19 protein-coding genes and 1 tRNA gene are annotated in these 19,670 nt (G+C 45.3%); 11 read left to right on the top strand and 9 right to left on the bottom strand.

The genetic code is table 11. The features are described from left to right. Window positions 1-119: 119 nt before the first annotated feature. A complete protein-coding gene (locus M2137_RS14495) occupies window positions 120-836 on the bottom strand; it encodes an LrgB family protein (RefSeq protein ID WP_280767144.1) in 717 nt (238 codons plus the stop codon). Beyond that, window positions 833-1,180, bottom strand: coding sequence for a CidA/LrgA family protein (locus M2137_RS14490; protein WP_280767145.1), 348 nt, complete (start codon window positions 1,178-1,180; stop codon window positions 833-835). Before M2137_RS14490 ends, M2137_RS14495 begins: the two co-directional genes overlap by 4 nt. A 102-nt stretch (window positions 1,181-1,282) precedes the next feature. Between M2137_RS14490 and nikR the strand changes: the two genes are divergently transcribed. The 6 genes from nikR to M2137_RS14460 all read left to right on the top strand — a co-directional run bounded on the left by nikR (window position 1,283) and on the right by M2137_RS14460 (window position 7,066). Next, a complete protein-coding gene (nikR, locus tag M2137_RS14485) occupies window positions 1,283-1,684 on the top strand; it encodes a nickel-responsive transcriptional regulator NikR (RefSeq protein ID WP_280767143.1) in 402 nt (133 codons plus the stop codon). Between the two features lie 52 nt (window positions 1,685-1,736). Then, the gene (locus M2137_RS14480) at window positions 1,737-3,785 is read left to right on the top strand and encodes a dihydrofolate reductase (protein ID WP_280767142.1); all 2,049 of its coding nucleotides are present in this window, start codon (window positions 1,737-1,739) and stop codon (window positions 3,783-3,785) included. Beyond that, window positions 3,776-4,429: a DNA alkylation repair protein gene (locus M2137_RS14475; protein ID WP_280767141.1), complete on the top strand. Its 654-nt coding sequence runs from the start codon at window positions 3,776-3,778 to the stop codon at window positions 4,427-4,429. The genes M2137_RS14480 and M2137_RS14475 overlap by 10 nt, the downstream gene beginning before the upstream one ends. 58 nt (window positions 4,430-4,487) lie before the next feature. Next, a complete protein-coding gene (locus M2137_RS14470) occupies window positions 4,488-4,958 on the top strand; it encodes a transcriptional repressor (protein ID WP_280767140.1) in 471 nt (156 codons plus the stop codon). A gap of 18 nt (window positions 4,959-4,976) precedes the next feature. Continuing rightward, window positions 4,977-6,248: an adenylosuccinate synthase gene (locus M2137_RS14465; RefSeq protein WP_280767139.1), complete on the top strand. Its 1,272-nt coding sequence runs from the start codon at window positions 4,977-4,979 to the stop codon at window positions 6,246-6,248. 131 nt (window positions 6,249-6,379) lie between these two features. Continuing rightward, window positions 6,380-7,066 (top strand): zinc metallopeptidase, encoded by a 687-nt coding sequence (locus M2137_RS14460; protein ID WP_280767138.1) that lies wholly within the window; start codon window positions 6,380-6,382, stop codon window positions 7,064-7,066. Between the two features lie 66 nt (window positions 7,067-7,132). Here M2137_RS14460 and M2137_RS14455 read toward each other — a convergent pair whose 3' ends face one another. The 5 genes from M2137_RS14455 to M2137_RS14435 all read right to left on the bottom strand — a co-directional run bounded on the left by M2137_RS14455 (window position 7,133) and on the right by M2137_RS14435 (window position 12,598). Beyond that, window positions 7,133-7,759, bottom strand: a complete 627-nt coding sequence (locus M2137_RS14455) for an HAD family phosphatase (protein WP_280767137.1) — start codon at window positions 7,757-7,759, stop codon at window positions 7,133-7,135. Window positions 7,760-7,923: 164 nt separating this feature from the next. After that, complete coding sequence (locus M2137_RS14450; RefSeq protein ID WP_280767136.1) at window positions 7,924-9,171, bottom strand: DUF1015 domain-containing protein; 1,248 nt, start codon at window positions 9,169-9,171, stop codon at window positions 7,924-7,926. Between the two features lie 72 nt (window positions 9,172-9,243). Beyond that, entirely contained in the window at window positions 9,244-10,161 is a 918-nt protein-coding gene (locus M2137_RS14445; protein ID WP_280767135.1) for an NAD(P)-dependent oxidoreductase, read from the bottom strand. A gap of 13 nt (window positions 10,162-10,174) precedes the next feature. Further along, window positions 10,175-11,245: a 3-phosphoserine/phosphohydroxythreonine transaminase gene (gene serC / locus M2137_RS14440; protein WP_280767134.1), complete on the bottom strand. Its 1,071-nt coding sequence runs from the start codon at window positions 11,243-11,245 to the stop codon at window positions 10,175-10,177. 81 nt (window positions 11,246-11,326) lie between these two features. Beyond that, window positions 11,327-12,598, bottom strand: a complete 1,272-nt coding sequence (locus M2137_RS14435; protein WP_280767133.1) for a replication-associated recombination protein A — start codon at window positions 12,596-12,598, stop codon at window positions 11,327-11,329. Between the two features lie 491 nt (window positions 12,599-13,089). Here M2137_RS14435 and recR point away from each other — a divergent pair, with 491 nt between their 5' ends. The 3 genes from recR to M2137_RS14420 are packed head-to-tail and all read left to right on the top strand — an operon-like array spanning window position 13,090 to window position 15,436. After that, the gene (gene recR, locus M2137_RS14430; RefSeq protein WP_280767132.1) at window positions 13,090-13,713 is read left to right on the top strand and encodes a recombination mediator RecR; all 624 of its coding nucleotides are present in this window, start codon (window positions 13,090-13,092) and stop codon (window positions 13,711-13,713) included. A gap of 5 nt (window positions 13,714-13,718) precedes the next feature. Next, a complete protein-coding gene (locus M2137_RS14425) occupies window positions 13,719-14,900 on the top strand; it encodes a glycosyltransferase family 2 protein (protein ID WP_280767131.1) in 1,182 nt (393 codons plus the stop codon). A 5-nt stretch (window positions 14,901-14,905) separates the two neighbouring features. Continuing rightward, complete coding sequence (locus M2137_RS14420) at window positions 14,906-15,436, top strand: GNAT family N-acetyltransferase (protein WP_280767130.1); 531 nt, start codon at window positions 14,906-14,908, stop codon at window positions 15,434-15,436. On the opposite strand, the gene M2137_RS14415 is transcribed toward M2137_RS14420, so the two are convergent. Then, the gene (locus M2137_RS14415; protein ID WP_280767129.1) at window positions 15,433-16,029 is read right to left on the bottom strand and encodes a YqgE/AlgH family protein; all 597 of its coding nucleotides are present in this window, start codon (window positions 16,027-16,029) and stop codon (window positions 15,433-15,435) included. The genes M2137_RS14420 and M2137_RS14415 overlap by 4 nt on opposite strands. A gap of 145 nt (window positions 16,030-16,174) precedes the next feature. Next, a complete protein-coding gene (locus M2137_RS14410) occupies window positions 16,175-17,488 on the bottom strand; it encodes a pyridoxal phosphate-dependent aminotransferase (protein WP_280767128.1) in 1,314 nt (437 codons plus the stop codon). Window positions 17,489-17,628: 140 nt separating this feature from the next. Here M2137_RS14410 and M2137_RS14405 point away from each other — a divergent pair. Next, window positions 17,629-17,702, top strand: a tRNA-Asp gene (locus M2137_RS14405). 563 nt (window positions 17,703-18,265) lie between these two features. Beyond that, a complete protein-coding gene (locus tag M2137_RS14400; RefSeq protein WP_280767127.1) occupies window positions 18,266-19,600 on the top strand; it encodes a serine hydrolase domain-containing protein in 1,335 nt (444 codons plus the stop codon). Window positions 19,601-19,670 lie beyond the last annotated feature (70 nt).

The raw sequence follows: 19,670 nt of genomic DNA, 5'->3' as shown, positions 1-19,670 counted from the left end.
TCTGTCGCGGTCGACACCACCCCCCCCCCCCCCACCCCCCACCCCCCCCCCCCCGCCCCCCCCCCCCCCCCCCCCCCCCCCTCGACGATAGAATTCCCCGTATGAAAAAACTTGCATGACTATAAAAAGAACTTATCCACAAACGGAATGATCAAGGCGGTCATGATACCCATAATACCGATGGCCAGGCCACTGATAGCTCCTTCTAAGGCTCCCATCTCCATGGCACGGGTAGTGCCTAGGGCATGAGAGGCCGAACCGATAGCCAACCCTTTGGCAATTTTACTTTTAATACCGATCGCGCGGAGCAGGATGGGGCCGATCAGTCCGCCAAACAGGCCACAGATAACAACAAAGGCAACCGCCAGTTCGGGTATGCCACCTGTGTTTTCGGCAATACTGATAGCGATAGGGGTGGTGACCGATTTAGGTGCTAACGAGGCAACCAATGCTTTGTCGGCTCCAAAGGCTTTCGCGATTAATACCACACTGGCTATGCCGACAATGCTGCCGGCAAACACCGCCGTAAGCATCGACAGGACATTACCTTTGATATATTCAATCTGTTCGTACAGAACATAACCCAACGCCACCACACTGGGGCCGAGCATAAAATTCAACACCTTGGTTTGTTCATAAAAGGTAGTGTATTCTATACCGGTTATTTTCAGAAAGGGTATAATGATCACCACTGAGATCAACAAAGGCTGGAGTAGCGAAAACCGAAGCCGCTTGTAGAGATACACGCCAAATAGAAAAGTGCCGAAAACCAGACAAAGCAGAAATACCTCCCCGGAAAGTAGCTGTTTGAGTTGTTCTATTAGCTGTTCGTTCATTTCTTGGCCCTCCTTTTCTCAAAGCTATCCTGTACGACAGCGACAACAACAAGCGTAAATACCGTGCTTACGATAATTGCCAGGGAAATGGTCCAGATGGATTGGGAGATGTATTCTGCGTAGGCCATCAGCCCTACAGCCGGCGGAATAAAAAAGACAGCCATGTTTTTGGTAATGACCGTGGCGGCATCCCTAACATATTCCGGTTTAACCAATTTGAAATACAAGCTGAGGAAAAGAAGGATCATACCGATCACGCTTCCGGGAATAAACCCGTTGATAAACAAGCTGCACACTTCGCCGAGAAAGTAGAACAGGAGAATATTGAAAAGCCCTTTGATCATGATAGTAGCGTTTAAAAACCGCGCAAAGGTAGGCAATACATTCGTCAGTAAATCCAAATTGTTTGTACATTTACCGACAGAAACCCTAAAAGGAGGAACAAGATGGCTATAAAACGTTTCGGCGTCTCTTTGGAAGACGAATTATTGGACTCATTGGATGCGTACGTGAAGGGAAATGGCTTTTCGAACCGCTCGCAGGCAATCCGTTTCCTGGTAGAAAAGAATGTGGCCGAACAGAAATGGCAGTGTAATCATATTGTGTCCGGAACGATCGTCGTTATGTATGACCAAAAAAAGAAAGAGATCGTTTCGCGCATCACCAATATCCAACAAGACTACAAAGATGTGATTTTGTCGTCCTCGCAATACTATATCAACCAGAACTTCTGTCTTCATATCGTAACGGTAATGGGAGAGGCCTACCGCCTGACCGAACTATCCGACCGCCTAACCACTATCAAAGGCATCAAACATGGTAAATTGGTGATGAGCCGGGCAGATTGATGTTGTCCATTTTTTATTATCTTTGCTCCTCGTCAATTAAAAATGTCATTTTATGAAAAAAATAATCTTAACGTGTATGGCTGCATCCGTATTATTGGCTTGTACCGAATCGAAGAAGGAGGCAGGAGATACGCCTCAGGAGTTTAACTATGTGGTGGATCAATTTGCCGATCTGCAGATACTTCGTTATCAGGTGCCTGGATTTGAGTCGCTTTCCTTGCAGCAAAAGCAATTGTTGTATCATCTGTCGGAAGCGGCTCTGATGGGGCGTGATATTCTTTTCGATCAGAACAATCGTTATAATCTGCCTATCCGGCGTACGTTAGAGGCTGTCTACAATGCCTATACCGGTGATAAGAACGATGCGCAATACAAGGCTTTCGAAACGTATCTGAAAAGGGTTTGGTTCTCCAATGGTATACATCATCACTATGCGGAAGATAAAATCCTTCCGGCCTTTTCCGTTGATTATTTCAAGGCATCGGTTTCGAAGCTCGATAAGTCATTGCTTCCATTACGCGAAGGACAATCGGTAGAGGCTTTTCTGGAAGAGATCGTTCCGGTTATGTTTGATCCTGCCATTATGTCTAAACGCACCGTGCAAAGCGGCGAGCAGGACATCATCGTCGCCTCTGCCAATAACTATTACGGAGAGGGGCTTACGCAGAAAGAGGTAGAAGCATTCTACGATAAGATGAAAGATCCGAAAGACAATACCCCCATTTCGTATGGTCTGAATAGCCGGCTGGTAAAAGAAAACGGCCAACTGACAGAAAAGGTATGGAAGGTGGGCGGACTGTATACGAAAGCCATTGAACCAATTGTGACCGAGCTTCAGAAGGCTATTCCTTTTGCGGAGAACGACCACCAGAAAGCGGTGATCGAAAAATTGATCGAATTTTATCAAACCGGTGATCTGCGTACTTTCGATGCCTATTCGGTGCTTTGGGTGGAAGACACGGCTTCGGAAGTGGATTTTGTAAACGGCTTTATTGAAACATACGGCGATCCGTTGGGTTTGAAGGCGAGTTGGGAATCGACCGTTAATTTCATCAACCACGAAGCCACCAAACGCACGAAGATTATCAGCGACAACGCCCAGTGGTTTGAAGACCATTCACCGGTGGACGATCGCTTCAAGAAGAAAGAGGTCAAAGGAGTAACGGCTAAGGTGATCACCGTGGCGATGATTGGTGGCGATTGCTATCCAGCTACACCGATCGGCATCAACCTGCCGAACGCCGACTGGATCCGCCGCGACCATGGTTCCAAATCAGTTACGATCGAAAATATTACGGAGGCTTATCATAAGGCTTCACAAGGCGGTGGCCTGGGAAATGAATTTATCTGGAGCGATGCCGAACGTGAGCTTATTAAGAAATATGGCTTCGAGACAGGCAATCTGCATACCGACCTGCATGAATGTTTGGGACATGGTTCGGGACAATTGTTGCCGGGCGTCGAAAGCGATGCATTGAAGGCTTATAGCTCCACTTTGGAAGAGGCGCGTGCCGACCTGTTCGGACTTTATTATATGGCTGATCAGAAATTGGTAGATCTGGGTTTGGTGCCCGATGCGGAGGCCTATAAAGCGGAGTATTACAATTTCATGATGAATGGGTTGATGACGCAATTGGTTCGCATTGAATTGGGTAAGAACGTCGAAGAGGCACACATGCGCAACCGGCAGCTGATTGCTAAATGGGTGTATGAAAAAGGAGCGGCCGACAAGGTGGTGGAATGGAAAAAGAAAGACGGGAAAACATACGTGGTGATCAATGACTACCAGAAATTGCGCACGTTGTTCGGCGAGCTGTTGACCGAGGTGCAACGTATCAAAAGCGAAGGCGACCTGGAAGCCGGCAAGAAGTTGGTGGAGTCCTATGCCGTTACGATTGATCCGGCGTTGCATGCCGAGGTATTGGAGCGTTATGCCAAGCTGAATCTGGCTCCTTACCGCGGTTTTGTCAATCCGGTGATGAAAGAGGTGAAAAACAGTACCGGTGAAGTGACCGATATCCAATTGGATTATACCGAAGGCTATATGGAACAAATGGCACGTTACGGTCGCGATTATTCTTTCCTGCCTGCATGGAACTAAAAGAGATCCGCAAACAGCTCCGTCTGGCGATGAATGGCGTGGTATCGACCAGCATGCGCCAGAAAGGAGTTGGTTATAAGATTAATTTCGGTGTTTCGCTGCCGCAACTGAAAACCATTGCGGCAACGCATACGCCAGATAGCACATTGGCCGAAACACTCTGGAAAGAGGATATCCGGGAAATGAAAATCCTGGCCATTCTTCTTTATCCCCGGGACGAGTTCGACGCGGCGCGAGCTGAAGCCTGGGCAATGGAGATTGCCGACCCAGAGATAGCCGGACATTTTTGTTTTCTCCTGTTGCAACACCTCTCTTTTTCTGAAGAATTGGCCATGCGGTGGATTAAATGTAGGGAGGGATTCTTCAGGCAGATGGGCTTCCTGTTACTGGCGCATCTTTTCCGGAACGGGGATTTCAGGCAGAAAGAATACCGAATACCTTTCTCGGAAGAGGCGAGAACGACGGTTCGCACCGGATCATTGCCCGAAAAACAAGCGGCAGCCGCTGCCGTCAAACGCTATGGCAGCCAGTCGAAAGAACAGGCTGTTTTCCTGTTGGAATTATTTAAGACAGAGGAAGGATCGCCGGAGGGATGGCAAGAATTTCAGGAGGAACTCCAATTTGAGTTCGAGAATTATCTTTAACGGGTATGTCGTTTAAAATAAATGCGCTACCTTTGCCATTCGTGTGTAATAATACCTGATGGAAACGAAATTATATAGTGAATTAAAGCAACAGTTCACCGACTATCTTGTGGATAAGAAGATGCGGAGAACGGAAGAAAGGTACACTATATTAAAGCACATCAGCGAAATTGAAGGCCATTTCGATATGGTCAGCTTGCATGAGCAGCTTGACACGAATAATTTCCACGTAAGTTTAGCGACGCTTTATAATAATGTAGACCATTTTATCCAGGCAGGGTTGGTCGTGCGCCACCATATCAGTCCGCAAATCGTTCAATATGAGTTGCGGATTCATGCCGAAACGCATCAACATCTGGTGTGTACGCATTGTGGTGATGTGAGGGAGATACGCAACAAAACCTTGCGGGCCGATATTAAAAATTTGAAGTTGCGCCGTTTTACGCCTGAATATGCGAGTTTATATATTTACGGTATCTGCAGCAAATGCACCTTCCGTATCCGACAGGAAAAGCGAAAGAGTAATTAACAACGATATAGAAACACAATGAAAGTAGACGTTTTATTAGGATTACAGTGGGGCGACGAAGGCAAAGGAAAGATTGTCGACGTATTAACGCCGAATTACGATGTGATAGCTCGTTTCCAAGGTGGGCCGAATGCGGGTCATACGCTGGAGTTTAATGAGCAGAAATATATTCTACGCTCGGTTCCTTCGGGCATTTTTCAGGGAGGAAAGATGAATGTGATCGGCAATGGCGTGGTGCTCGACCCACTGTTGTTTAAGCAGGAGGCGGAAGCCCTGGCAGCAAGTGGACATGATCTGAAGAAGCGACTGTTCATCTCCAAGAAAGCCCATCTGATTCTGCCTACGCATCGTGTGTTGGATGCCGCCTATGAGGCAGCTAAAGGAGAAGGCAAGATCGGTACGACCGGGAAAGGTATCGGTCCGACCTATACGGATAAGATCAGCCGCAACGGGGTGCGGGTAGGGGATCTCCTGCTCGATTTCGAAACGATCTATGCGAAGGCCAAGGCGCGTCACGAGGAAATTCTGAAATCTCTTCATTACGAATACGATATCCGTGAACTGGAAAACGAATGGTTCGAAGGCATTGAATACCTGAAAGAGTTTACACTGATCGACAGCGAACATGTGATAAACAACTGCCTGAAAGAGGGAAAAGCGGTGTTGGCGGAAGGAGCCCAGGGCACTATGCTGGATATCGATTTCGGTTCTTATCCATTTGTGACCTCATCCAATACGGTTTGTGCGGGATGCTGCACGGGATTGGGAGTTGCTCCGCGTAATATCGGCGAAGTATATGGTATCTTTAAAGCCTATTGCACACGCGTAGGTAGCGGACCGTTCCCGACGGAATTGTTTGATGAAACGGGTGATAAATTGTGTGAAATAGGGCATGAGTTCGGCTCGGTGACAGGACGTCGCCGCCGTTGCGGATGGATCGACCTGGTAGCGCTGAAGTATGCGATCATGGTAAACGGCGTAACTCAGCTGATTATGATGAAGAGCGACGTATTGGATAGTTTTGAAACAATTAAGGCTTGTGTCGGTTATATTGTAAATGGGGTAGATGTGGATGAGTTCCCTTACTCGATTGAAGAAGATGTGAAACCGGTGTATGTGGAACTGCCCGGATGGAAGACCGACATGACAGATATGACAAACGAGGATGAGTTCCCGGAAGAGTTCAATGCCTATCTCTCCTTTTTGGAAGAGGAGCTTGAAATTCCAATCAAGATTGTTTCTGTTGGGCCTGACCGTGAGCAGACAATTATTCGCTACACAGAAGAATAAAACAAAGAAGAAACTGTATAAAAGGAACAAAATGGCAGAAGACCACATACCCAAGGGTAGGTCTTCTGCCATTTTTGGTATTTGGCAAAGTTTTTGCCTTAGAGTTTTTGAATATGTAAATAAAGAAGAAGATGACAATTTACTGGATTATTTTTATTGGAATCGCGTTATTAAGCTGGTTGGTATCCTCCAATCTTCAACGCAAGTTTGAAAGGTATTCGCAAATCCCCCTGCCGGCGGGATTGACTGGAAGGGAAGTGGCTGAGAAGATGTTGCGTGACAACGGGATTAACGATGTGCAGGTAGTGGCTACGCGTGGCATGCTGACCGACAATTATAATCCGACAAATAAAACGATTAGCCTAAGTGAATCGGTTTATGCCAGCCGTAGTGTGGCTGCCGCTGCTGTGGCTGCTCATGAGACAGGACATGCTATTCAGCACGCGATGGCATATGCACCGCTGAAGATGCGCTCGGCATTGGTGCCGGTAATCAGCTTTTCTTCCAACATCATGACATGGGTGTTATTGGCCGGTATGCTGTTGTTGCAGGTGTTCCCGGGTGTATTGCTTTTCGGTATTGTCCTGTTTGCCACCACCACGTTGTTTAGTTTCATTACTTTGCCGGTGGAGATCAATGCCAGCCAACGCGCTTTGGCTTGGTTGAGCAACGCGGGACTGACTAATATCAACACGCATGACAAGGCGGTTGACGCACTTCGCTCCGCTGCTTATACCTATGTAGTAGCTGCTTTGGGATCATTGGCTACCTTATTGTATTATATTATGATATTCCTTGGTGGAAGAAGTAGGAACTAATCGATTCGATGAATAAATGAAAAAGCCTTGAAAGAACAGATCTTTCAGGGCTTTTTTCTATTTTGGTCAGGCCAATTCCTGTAATAATTCATCTACTTTCGAGCGCCAATCCTCGCCGTTTTTCGGCAGATAGGTATGGATGCCCAACCGGGAAGCAGCCTCTACGTTCCGTATTCCATCGTCGATAAAGAGGATCTCTGCCGGGTTCATCTGCGCATCAGCCATCATGGCTTCGAAAATAAGCGGATTAGGCTTTGTCATTTTCATCTCATAGGAAGCGTAAATCTTATCGCAATAGTCGGACAATGGTCTGCCTGCGGGGCAGAACACGCTGCTGTTGGCCCAATGCATGATGATGGGATTCGTATTGCTCAGAATGCATACATGGTATTTCTCGCGGAGCGCCTGCATATAATCCAGCTTTTCCTGCGACACATTGAGCATGAATCCCATCCAACCCCAATAGATATCGTCGGTCGACAGTTCCTTTTCCGCATGTTCGCTTAGCTCTCTCCGAAACCCTTCGAGGTCGAGCTCTCCATTTTCAAACTGCAGGAAAATGCCTTTGTGCTCATACGAATTGATCAATTTGTCCGCATCCTTCACGCCCATCTCCCTGAAACGATCGACAGGCCGTTGCGGATCCAATTCGACAATCACTCCCCCTAAATCAAAAACTACATATTTTATCATCCGTTGTTAATTGGTAGTTGATAATTGATAATTGATAACGTTTTCTCCTTACTACTATGTTGACTGTTGCCATGGCAGTTTATAATTGATAACCCACAATAAAAATGGATAATTAACAAGAGGCAACCGCCTCTCATTAACTATCCATTATCAATTATCCATTATCAATTCGTCAGCTTGTGTATCACCAATCCCGAACGCAGTTTAGGCTCGAACCAGGTGGTCTTCGGAGGCATAATGTTGCCCGTGTCGGCGATATCCATTAACTGTTTCATAGAAACCGGATACAAAGCCAGGGCTACCTTCATTTCTCCACTGTCTACGCGGCGTTTCAGTTCGCCTAATCCACGGATTCCACCCACGAAATCAATGCGTTTGTCCGAACGAAGGTCTTTGATACCCAGGATCTCATCCAGGATCAGGTTGGAAGAGATCGTTACGTCCAATACACCGATCGGGTCGTTGTCGTCGTATGTGCCCGGTTTTGCTGTCAGCGAATACCATTTGTCGTTCAAATAGAGCGAGAAGTTATGCAACGCATTGGGTTTATATATCTCCGCACCCTTTTCTTCGACATAGAAGTTTTCTCCCACTTTCGCAAGGAATTCTTCCTCCGTCAGACCGTTCAGATCCTTTACCACGCGGTTATAGTCGATGATGGTCAACTGACCCGCCGGGAAACAAACCGCCATAAAGTAGTTGTATTCCTCGTCTCCCTGATGATTCGGGTTCAGACCTGCCTTCTCATTACCTACCAATGCCGCTGCAGCCGAGCGGTGGTGACCGTCCGCGATATATAGCGCAGGCATCTCGGCAAACATTTCGGTGATGCGTTCCATATCCTTTTCCTCGTCGATGATCCAGAACGTATGGCCGAATCCATCTAATTGGGCTACGAAATTGTATTCCGGTTCACGTTCAGTATACTTCATCACCAAGCGATCCAGCTCCGCATTATCGGGATAGGCAAAGAACACCGGTTCGATGTTCGCATCGTTCACCCGAACATGTTTCATGCGGTCTTCCTCTTTGTCGCGACGGGTAAGTTCGTGTTTCTTGATCTTACCGGTCATATAATCTTCCACGTAGGCACAAACAACCAGGCCATACTGGGTGCGACCGTTCATGGTTTGTGCATACACATAATAATGCTCTTTCTGATCCTGAACGAGCCATCCTTTTTCCTGAAACATGTTGAAGTTTTCGGCTGCCTTCAAGTAAACAGCCGGATCATGTTCGTCCATCCCTTCCGGAAAATCAATCTCCGGTTTGATGATACGATACAAAGACTTCTCATTACCTGCGGCTTCCGCGCGTGCCTCTTCCGAGTTTAATACATCATACGGGCGCGAAGCAACTTCTTCGATTAGATTCTTTGGAGGGCGTACTCCTTTGAAAGGTTTTATTCTCATAGTTCTTCTATTAATTCCTTAAAGACCTTAAGGACTTTAGAGTCTTTAAGGTCTTTAAAGGAAGATCATTATTTAATTAACTTTGAATTTTTGATTGCCGTTTTTGATAAAATCAACAATCTGTTCTGCCGCAGCAATACCGGCATTGATATTGGCCTCTGCCGTTTGAGCGCCCATCTTTTTAGGAGTGGCAAAGTAACGGTCGGAGTATTTTTCATTTAAAACAGCGTCGTTCGCCGGTTTAATATCCGACAGATACTTGAAGTCAGGACGCGCTTCGAACATCTTTTCCAGACCGGCTTCGTCGATTACCTCTTTGCGGGCTGTGTTGACCACAATCGCCCCCTTCGGCATCGAGTTCATCAGGTCGAAATTGATCGATCCCTTTGTTTCGGCAGTAGCCGGAATATGCAAAGAGATAATCTGGCATTCGTTAAACAACGCTTCGGTAGAGGCTACCGCCTTCACGCCGTCGCCTTCAATAACCGACTGCGGCGTATAGGCATCGTAGGCATAGATCTCCATGCCGAAGCCTTTGGCAATGCGCGCCACGTTACGTCCTACATTTCCATAAGCCAGAATACCCAGCTTCTTGCCTTTCAGTTCGGTGCCGGATGTGCCGTTATAGAAATTGCGTACACCGTATACCAGCATACCCAATACCAGTTCGGCTACCGCGTTGGAGTTCTGTCCCGGTGTGTTCATCACCACGACATTGTGAGCCGTAGCCGCTGCCAGATCGACATTGTCGAATCCCGCTCCTGCGCGCACTACGATCTTCAATTCCTTCGCTGCGTCTAATACTTCCGCGTCGATGATATCACTGCGGATAATGATTGCATTGGCATCCTTTACGGCATCCAATAACTGGGCTTTCTCCGTATATTTTTCCAACAATGCCAATTCAAAACCAGCACCTTCGATCACTTCGCGTATGCCGTCCACTGCGACCTTCGCAAATGGTTTATCGGTTGCAATAAGTACTTTCATTACTATATCTGAATTACTTGTTCATTTTTTCAAATTCCTGCATGCATTCAACCAATGCTTTTACGCTTTCCAGCGGACAAGCATTGTAAACAGAAGCGCGGAATCCACCTACTGAACGGTGTCCCTTGATACCTACCATGCCTCTTTCTTTAGCAAACGCCATGAAGTCGGCCTCTTTTTCTTTATATCCTTCCGCCATCACGAAGCAGATATTCATCAACGAGCGGTCTTCTGTTTTTGCTGTACCAACGAACATCGGGTTGCGATCGATCTCGGCATACAACAGATCTGCCTTTTCTTTGTTGATTTTATACATTGCTTCCAGGCCACCCAGTTCTTTCACCCACTTCAAGGTCTCATGCATCACGAAGATAGAGAACACCGGAGGTGTGTTGAACATAGAGCTTTCTTTGATATGCGTGCGGTAGTCGATCATGGTCGGGATCTGACGATCGAGCTTGCCTAAGATGTCTTCGCGAATAATCACGAAAGTAACGCCGGCAGGGCCTACATTCTTCTGTGCACCACCATAGATCATAGCATATTTAGACACATCCACCGGACGGCTCATGATGTCGGACGACATATCGGCGATCAGGTTCACCGGAGAATCGATATCGGTATGGATTTCTGTACCATAGATCGTGTTGTTTGTTGTGATATGGAAATAATCCGCATCAGCAGGGATCGTATAGTCTTTCGGAATATAGGTGTAGTTGGCATCTTCCGAAGAGGCTACTACTTCTACATCACCAAACAATTTGGCTTCCTTGATTGCTTTCTTTGCCCAAACACCTGTTTGCAGGTAGGCTGCCTTCTTACCTAAGAGGTTGAAAGGAACGTAGCAGAATTGTGTGCTTGCACCACCACCCAGGAAGAGCACTTTGTATCCTTCGGGTATGTTCAACAATTCTTTCCATAGTTGTTCAGTTTCTTCCATAATCCGTTCCCAACCTGGCGTACGATGGGAAATTTCCAGAATACCAATGCCTGTACCATCAAAATCTTTGATAGCAGCCATAGCTGACTCGATGGCTGATTGCGGCAAAATGCAAGGTCCTGCATTAAAATTGTGCTTCTTCATACGAATGTGTTTTTAAATGTTAGAATAAAACCATTATTTAGTAATATCAATTATCAATTATCAATTATCAATTATCCATTGCTAATATCGTTCTCCCCAAAGCTTTCGCATATGTTCTGTCAAACGAGCCTCTGCCGGATTGTCTTGTCCTTTCCAGAAACGCATTTGTAAGGCTTCCGGTGGTAGAAAATCCTGTTTGACAAAATTGCCTTCATAGCTGTGGGCGTATTTATATTCCTTTCCGTAATCCAACTCTTTCATCAATTTGGTCGGTGCATTTCGCAGATGCAGCGGAACAGGCAGGTTGCCACTCTCGCGCACATAAGCGATCGCATCGTCGATAGCCATATAAGCCGAATTACTTTTAGGGCTGGTTGCCAGATACAGGGTGGTCTCTGCCAGAATGATCCGGCCTTCCGGCCATCCTATTTTGCGTAGGGCGTCGAAACAGGCATTGGCCAATAATAATGCATTCGGGTTAGCCAGTCCGATATCTTCCGCTGCCGAGATTACTAAGCGCCGCGCGATAAATTCCGGGTCTTCCCCGCCTTCCACCATGCGTGCCAGCCAATAGATGGCAGCATCCGGATCGCTGCCCCGGATCGATTTGATAAAGGCCGAAATAATGTCGTAATGCATTTCTCCACCTTTGTCGTAGGCCGCCGGATTCTCCTGCAGACGCTCGACCACCTTTTCGTCGGTGATCTCTATCTCGTCGGCCTCCTCCGCAGCGACAACCAATTCCAATATATTCAGCAACTTACGCGCATCCCCGCCGGAATAACGCAAAAGAGCATCTGTCTCTGTCAGTTTAATATTTTTCTCCTTCAGGATGATATCCTCCGAAACAGCCTTATGTAACAGTTCCAATAGATCCTCTTTGCCCAACGATTGCAATACATACACCTGGGAGCGCGACAACAGAGGACGGATCACTTCAAACGAAGGATTTTCCGTTGTGGCTCCAATCAGCGTAACAATGCCCCGTTCTACCGCGTTCAGGAGCGAGTCCTGTTGCGATTTGCTGAAGCGATGGATTTCATCAATAAAAAGGATAGGGGAGACCGTGTTGAAAAACCGGTTGCTCTTTGCTTTCTCAATCACCTCCCGCACATCTTTCACACCCGAACTGATCGCACTCAGTGTGTAAAAAGGCGCTTCCAGTTTGTTGGAAATGATCTGGGCAAGCGTTGTCTTGCCAACCCCCGGAGGCCCCCATAAGATAAAAGAAGGAATACGTCCGGCTTCAATCATTCTCCGTAGGACGGCTCCCTCCCCCACCAAATGTTTTTGTCCGATATAATCATCCAATGTTTTCGGACGCATGCGTTCTGCTAAAGGCTGACTCAACATGGGGACAAAAGTCGTGTTTTTTCTTTACTTAATCAACAATTTTGCCTCAAAAAAAATAACAAAAATGGATGTTAAATAGCAGAAAAATCTATCAAAATGAAAGTAAAACATAGGAGCAACTCCGGGAATTGATCGGTTTGACTATCAGAATGATAGTGCTTGCGCACAAAACAGGGTGTTGATTTTGCTCTGGTTTCCTTATAATCTATACAATAAGGGCGCATAATCTCCCCATACCTCCAACTATCATTTTGTCAAAACCGCGGGAGTTTTTTTGCAAAAAAGCAGGACTTTGAAGACAAACTCCCGGGAGAAACACTTTTTAACAAACCGAAGTGTAAGCAAAAGAGGGGCAAATCGTTAGAAATTGACCCTTTTTGCTTACACTTCGTTTTTTGGATTTTGGGCGAAAAAACCAAATAATTTCCCACACTCATTCCCCGAAATCGTTTCGTTGGTATTATCTTTGTGTTTTATATAAAGAAATTGCCATGAACCAAAAATATCCGTCGCTTTTATTAGAAAATGCTGTGACCGAACTTTCATCGTTGCCCGGTATAGGCCGGAAGACTGCCCTTCGGCTTGCACTCCATATGCTCCGCAGGGAAGAATCCTATACGGAAAAATTTGCCGGAGCGTTGCTGGCGCTACGTAAGGAGGTGAAGTATTGTAAGTCGTGTCACAACCTTTGCGATGACGATTTATGTACGATTTGTGGCAGTGACAAGCGCGATCATTCCTTGGTGTGCGTGGTGGAAAGCATCAAAGAGGTTATGGCCATTGAAAATACAGGGCAGTATCATGGCGTCTATCATGTGCTTGGCGGACGTATCTCGCCTATCGAAGGCATCGGCCCCGGCGATTTGCAGATCAATAGCCTCATTGAGCGGGTACAGGCGGACGCGGTCAAAGAGGTCATCCTGGCCTTAAGCACGACAATGGATGGCGACACGACCAACTTCTTTATATACCGAAAATTATCTCCATTGAATATACAGGTGTCGGTTATCGCGCGCGGCGTATCGATCGGTGACGAACTGGAGTATACCGATGAGGTGACGCTCGGGCGGTCGATCCTGAACCGTACCTGTTATTCCGATTCCATAAAAATCTAAGGCGTATGTACAAGGAGAAGCTATCGGTCGTAATTGTCAATTACAATGTGAAGTATCTATTGGAGCAATGCCTGTATTCGGTTCGGGCGGCTACCGTTGGCATGGATCGGGAGATCTTTGTGGTCGACAATCATTCTACGGACGGTTCCGTTGAATACCTTCGGCCGCTTTTCCCGGATGTCGTTTTCATTGCCAATGACGATAACCCGGGATTTGCCAAAGCCAATAATCAGGCAATTCGACAGGCAAAAGGTGAATATATATTGATATTGAATCCGGATACGGTTGTTGGGGAAGACAGTTTACGCACGCTTTGTTATTTCATGGATGAGCATCCTGAAGCCGGAGCTGTTGGGGTGAAGATGCTGAATGCAAATGGTGTGTTCCTGCCCGAAAGCAAACGGGCTTTCCCTACTCCTTGGGTCTCGTTTTGCAAATTGTTCGGATTGGCTCGATTGTTTCCCCGGTCGCGTACCTTTGCCCGTTACAGTTTGCCCTATCTCTCGCCGGAAAAACAACATAAAGTGGATGTATTGGCCGGGGCTTTTATCCTGGTTCGTCAGGAGGCATTGAAGCAATCGGGCTTGTTCGACGAAGCCTTCTTTATGTATGGCGAAGACATCGACCTGTCGTACCGGATCAAATTGGCCGGCTATGAGAATTATTACCTGCCGGAGCGTATCCTGCACTATAAGGGAGAGTCGACCAAACATAATGATATGAAATATATCAAAGCCTTTTATGGGGCAATGCTTATATTCTATAAGAAATACTATCCCCGGTCGGGTTGGCTAATGAGCGGACTTATAAAGGCTGGGGTAGGGGTGAAGGTGTTTGCCGGCTCTCTTTTTGGTTCTTCCAAAGATAAGACAAAAAAGCGGAAAGCCATCAAGCATCGCCGCTTGTTGATACTCTGTCACGAAGATGATTTTCCGGCGATAAAGAATGTGGCGGTGAAAAAGATGCCGGATCTGGAATATGTCAATCTATGGGATTTGGATGTGGAGCGGGTGATGGATGCAATCAACCGGCGCAACCAGATGAAAGAGTTTACCGATTATGTTTTTTGCGCGCCCGATATTCGCTACGAGCAGATGTTGTTGTTTATGGATAAACTGCCGAATAAGCAGGCTGTTTTTCATGTCTACCACAAAGAGAACGATCGATTGATATCACCTTCAAAATAAGTATTATGAGCCTGTTACAGAATAACGAGATGCGCCTGCGCGCTTTGGAACCGGAAGATCTTGATCGGCTCTACCATTGGGAGAACGACTCCGCACTTTGGTCGGTCAGCAACACGTTGGCGCCTTATTCCCAATATGTGCTCAGAGAATATATTGCTGAGTCGCGACGCGATATTTATGAGTTGAAGCAGTTGCGTTTGATGATAGAAATCACGGCGGAACATAAAACAATCGGCATGATCGATCTTTTTGATTTTGATCCGCACAACCGTCGGGCAGGGGTGGGCATATTGATCGATCCTGCCTGTCAGCAAAATGGTTGGGCCACGGAGGCGCTTCGATTATTGATCGAATATGCCTTCTCTTTCCTGAAGCTGCATCAGCTTTACGCGCATATCCCGGAAACAAACGTGCGCAGCCGCTCGCTTTTCCTCCGTTGCGGATTCAATGAAACAGGATGTTTAGCGGATTGGATAACGACGGAAGAGGAGGGGTATGAGGATGTGATTGTCGTGCAATTGCAGAATCCCTCTTAATTCAACTGCGGATCTTTAGGGTAATTGATCCAGGTGCGGTAACGCTGTCCCAGCACCTCTAAGGAGCTTTTCCAGTAGGAATCGCCATCGGCGGGAATAATACTATCATTCTGGGGACGGGTCACAACCCATGCATCACTATCTATTTCCTGCCCGAGCTGCCCTTCTGTCCAGCCCGAATAGCCAAGGAAAAACTTAATCTTCCCTTCCACCGGGTGGCCGCTCAGGATATAATTTTTCAATGCGTCGAAGTCGCCGTCGAAAAACAGGGAATCATTGATGGGGATGGCGCCGGGTATCACCTTGGAACCTAACGAATGAATGAAAAATAAACGATTCGGGCTGACAGGCCCTCCTAGGTAAATAGGGATAGACTCAGCATTGGCAAGGTCGTCGAAGAAGGTATTTACGACCAATTCAGTCTTTTTGTTTAAGACAAAACCCATGGAACCTTTCAGGTTGTGTTCCACCAGTAAGACTACCGAACGCTGGAAATATAGATCTTGCAACGATGGGTCTGAAATAAGGATGCTTCCCTGGTTTGGGTAGAGTTTGTTGTGTGTTATTCTGAATATGTTTTTGTTAGTTGGCATTGTCCTCGGTTTTAGGAATTTGCAAAACAATGACAATATATAACATTATTAACGAAAAAACAAAATAAAAGGCTTCAAAGTGTGTTAATTAACAAACAAAAGAGGGGACATTTGCCCCCTCTTCCTTATGATTCAATAGCTATTACTATGAATGATTTTTTTTGAATAGTTGTAAGCGTTTTTCCAATAAATCATACTGATGCTCCTTGATGAAGGAGGTGCAGGCACGCAATCCTTGCTGGTCGCTTCCGGTGGTGCTTAGCGAAATAGCGCTTATGCCGTAGTAGATCAGTTCTTCCATCAGTTCGCCGCCTGTCATGCCAGGGTAAGCGATGGTGAAATAAAAACCATCCGCAATCGGTTCGTCCAGGTCATGGTCGTAAACAATCTCAAAACCATAGTCGGTGAATATCTTTTTCAGGCGTCCTGCGCGACGTCCGTATTCTTTTACCTCCGAGATAAAGTCAAACGCTCCGTCGGAAGCTGCTTTAAACATGGCGGCCAGAGCGTATTGTGCCGAATGGCTGGTGCCCGAAGAGAGGGCGTACAGGATGCGATGGCTATAGACCGTGCCAAATGTGCCGCCGCCATAACGGCGGGTCAATCCTTCGTAGGCGCGATGATACAATTTGTTGGAGATAGCTGTTACTCCGATGCGCTGGCCGGCATAGCTGAAGGCTTTGGAACCGGAGATTTGCAGAATATAATTGTCTGTGTAATGGGCAACGCTTGGCTGATAAGGCGTTTTAAACGGTGTGCCCAAGTCTTTACGGAAGTCCATGGCGAAATAGGCCAGGTCTTCAATGACAATTACATCGTATTTGTTGGCTAATTCGCCGATCACCTTCAACTCCTCCTCGGTCAAACAGAACCAGGCCGGATTGTTAGGGTTGGAATAGATAAGGGCGGCAATCTTGCCGGTAGAGAGCATTGTTTCCAGTTTCGCACGTAATTTTTCGCCCCGGTATTCATATACGTCGAAAGAGACATAGTTGCATCCGATTACCGAGATTTGTTGTTTTTGCACCGGAAAGCCAGGATCAATGAACAGGATGGTGTCTTTTCCGGGTGTGCATTGCGAGGCAGTCAGGAAAGATGCATAGGTGCCCTGCATGGAACCGGTGACAGGCACGCAGCCATCCGGCGACACATCGACATCGATGAAGGCCTTGATAAACCGGGAAGCCTCTTTTTTTACTTCAGGAATACCATTTATATTGGGATAAATGGAGGCAATCCCGCTTTGCAATGCTTTTATTTCGGCATCAATGCCTACCTGTGCGGCAGGAAGTCCGGGAACGCCCATCTCCATATGGATAAACTCTACTCCCGTTTCCTCTTCCAACTGGGTGGATATAGCCACTACTTCACGTATGGTCGCTTTCCCGAAATCAGGCAGTCTATACCCTTCAATAATGCGTTTAGCCGCTTGAAAATCTACCGGTGTTTCTCTTTTCATCTTCGTTATTTTTATGTCCATACAAAAGTAGGAAATTTATCGCTCACTCTTATTTTTTCATTCAAATCTATTGCAAAATCAAATAAACCCCCTACCTTTGCATCCGCAATCGAGAGTGATTGTCTTTACAAAACAAACTTGGTGTGGTAGTTCAGTTGGTTAGAATACCTGCCTGTCACGCAGGGGGTCGCGGGTTCGAGTCCCGTCCATACCGCTTAAAAGACTGACAATTAGTCAATTATGAAGACAAAAAGCCTGTGAAATGCTATTTTACAGGCTTTTTTTATATCCCTTTAGGACACACTAAAGTCATTAAAAAGCCAAAGTCGGACAGAGTTCCGTTACCAAATCATTACCTATTTTCTAAAAATCCAAAAAGGTAACGAATGTCGCGATAAGGCGTTGATTTGTCGCAATTTGGCGTAGCAGAAATTCCTCATATGAGATCATAAGAAAGTAATTTTGTAATCTTAATAATTGAGTAATTATGCGTAGTACATTTAAAATTCTTTTCTACATTAAAAAGAATGCGATTAAAAGCAATGGGAAAGCTCCCATAATGGCAAGAATAAAGGAACTCTGCCGAATGACGAAATATTACCTATCATAGTCTGTACCCATAAGGATACAGGGAAACCGTATATCCACCTGATTGCAAACCGTATCGGAGTTGATGGCAAGCCCCCAATTAATTGCCCTATATACATTCTACACATTTGGGTAGTGGAGTAGTTGATTTTTTTTGTGAACCTTTGTACATAAAAAAATATCAGTTTTATGAGGTTAGTATCTATTATAACACTTTTGTTCTACATAATTCATATCAATGGATATGCACAAGCAATAAATGTGGAACGAATTGATTCATTTATTAATGAAATTGAAAAACATAATCAAGGTGCGGGATCTGTGTCTATTTTTCAATCAGACAAAGAGGTCTATCAGCGAAGTTTTGGGAATACACCTCTTCCTGATATTTCAAAACATGAAATAAAGTATCGTATAGGTTCTATTACCAAACTTTTTACAGCAACTTTAATACATCAACTTTTTGAAAATGGACAACTAAAGCCTGAAATGACTTTGGATATGTTCTTTTCTGAAATCCCCAATGCTGATAAAATAACTCTGACTCATTTGTTGAATCATACAAGTGGTTTAGGAGATTATGCGTTTAAAGAAAGAAAATACTTCTATTGGACAACAAAACCGTTGAGTGAAGAGGATATCATAAATGAAATCAAAGCTCAAAATGTTTTATTTCAACCTGGGGAAAAGGTTAAGTATTCAAATAGCGGTTATTATTTACTGGGAAAGATTTTGGAGCAGATGTGTCATAAAAAGTATCCTGAAATCATACAAGAACAAATTCTATCTCCGCTTAAGATAAATCAAACTATTTCTGGTGTTATAAGTGACAATACGATTGCTAATTCTTATTATTTAAATACTCATAATGAATGGAAACCTTCTTTAGAGTTTTATTTCCCCAATGTCATAGGAGTTGGAGATTTAGCCTCTACATGTGAAGATATGAATGTTTTCATACAGGCTCTTTTTGACTGGAAAATACTTTCTATGCAGAGCTTGAAGAAGATGATGCCGGAAGAAAAACAAATATTTGGCTTGGGGATTATGCAAGCGTCATTTGGAAAACTCAAACTGTATGGTCATGCAGGAGAAACTTTCGGAACCCGTTCCATCCTCTTGTATGATCCACAAACAAAGCTATCATTGGCAATCTCCATGAATGCTATAGCTGCACCTTTTAATGATCTTTTAATAGGAATAATCAGTGGAATTTACGGGCTTGACTATAAAATGACTGATTATTCTATTTATCAGACTTATAAAGCAGACATTAGTAATTTCCCTCAATATGTAGGAAATTACAAATCAGAGATAGAATCACTACCCGAGATTAGTATCTATAAAGAAGGTACTGATTTAATGATTACCTTAACCGGCAAACCTCCGATGTGTTTAGAGGCTTTCAATGAACACACCTTTTCTATATCTCCTGATAAAATCTTTATTAAGTTTCAACCAGAGCAACAACAGCTAATTTTCACACAGAGAGGAAAGGGATTTGTTTTTCGAAAATTAGATTAATTGAATGTTAGCAGCAATGCCGATAGCTTCTGTGATATTTTTAGCCTGCAATTTCACAAAAAGATTTTTG

The organism is Parabacteroides sp. PFB2-10, from assembly GCF_029893085.1.
GTDB lineage: Bacteria > Bacteroidota > Bacteroidia > Bacteroidales > Tannerellaceae > QVMG01.
Note: the sequence above shows the minus strand (reverse complement) of the source record. Positions and strands in the feature narration are given on the sequence as shown.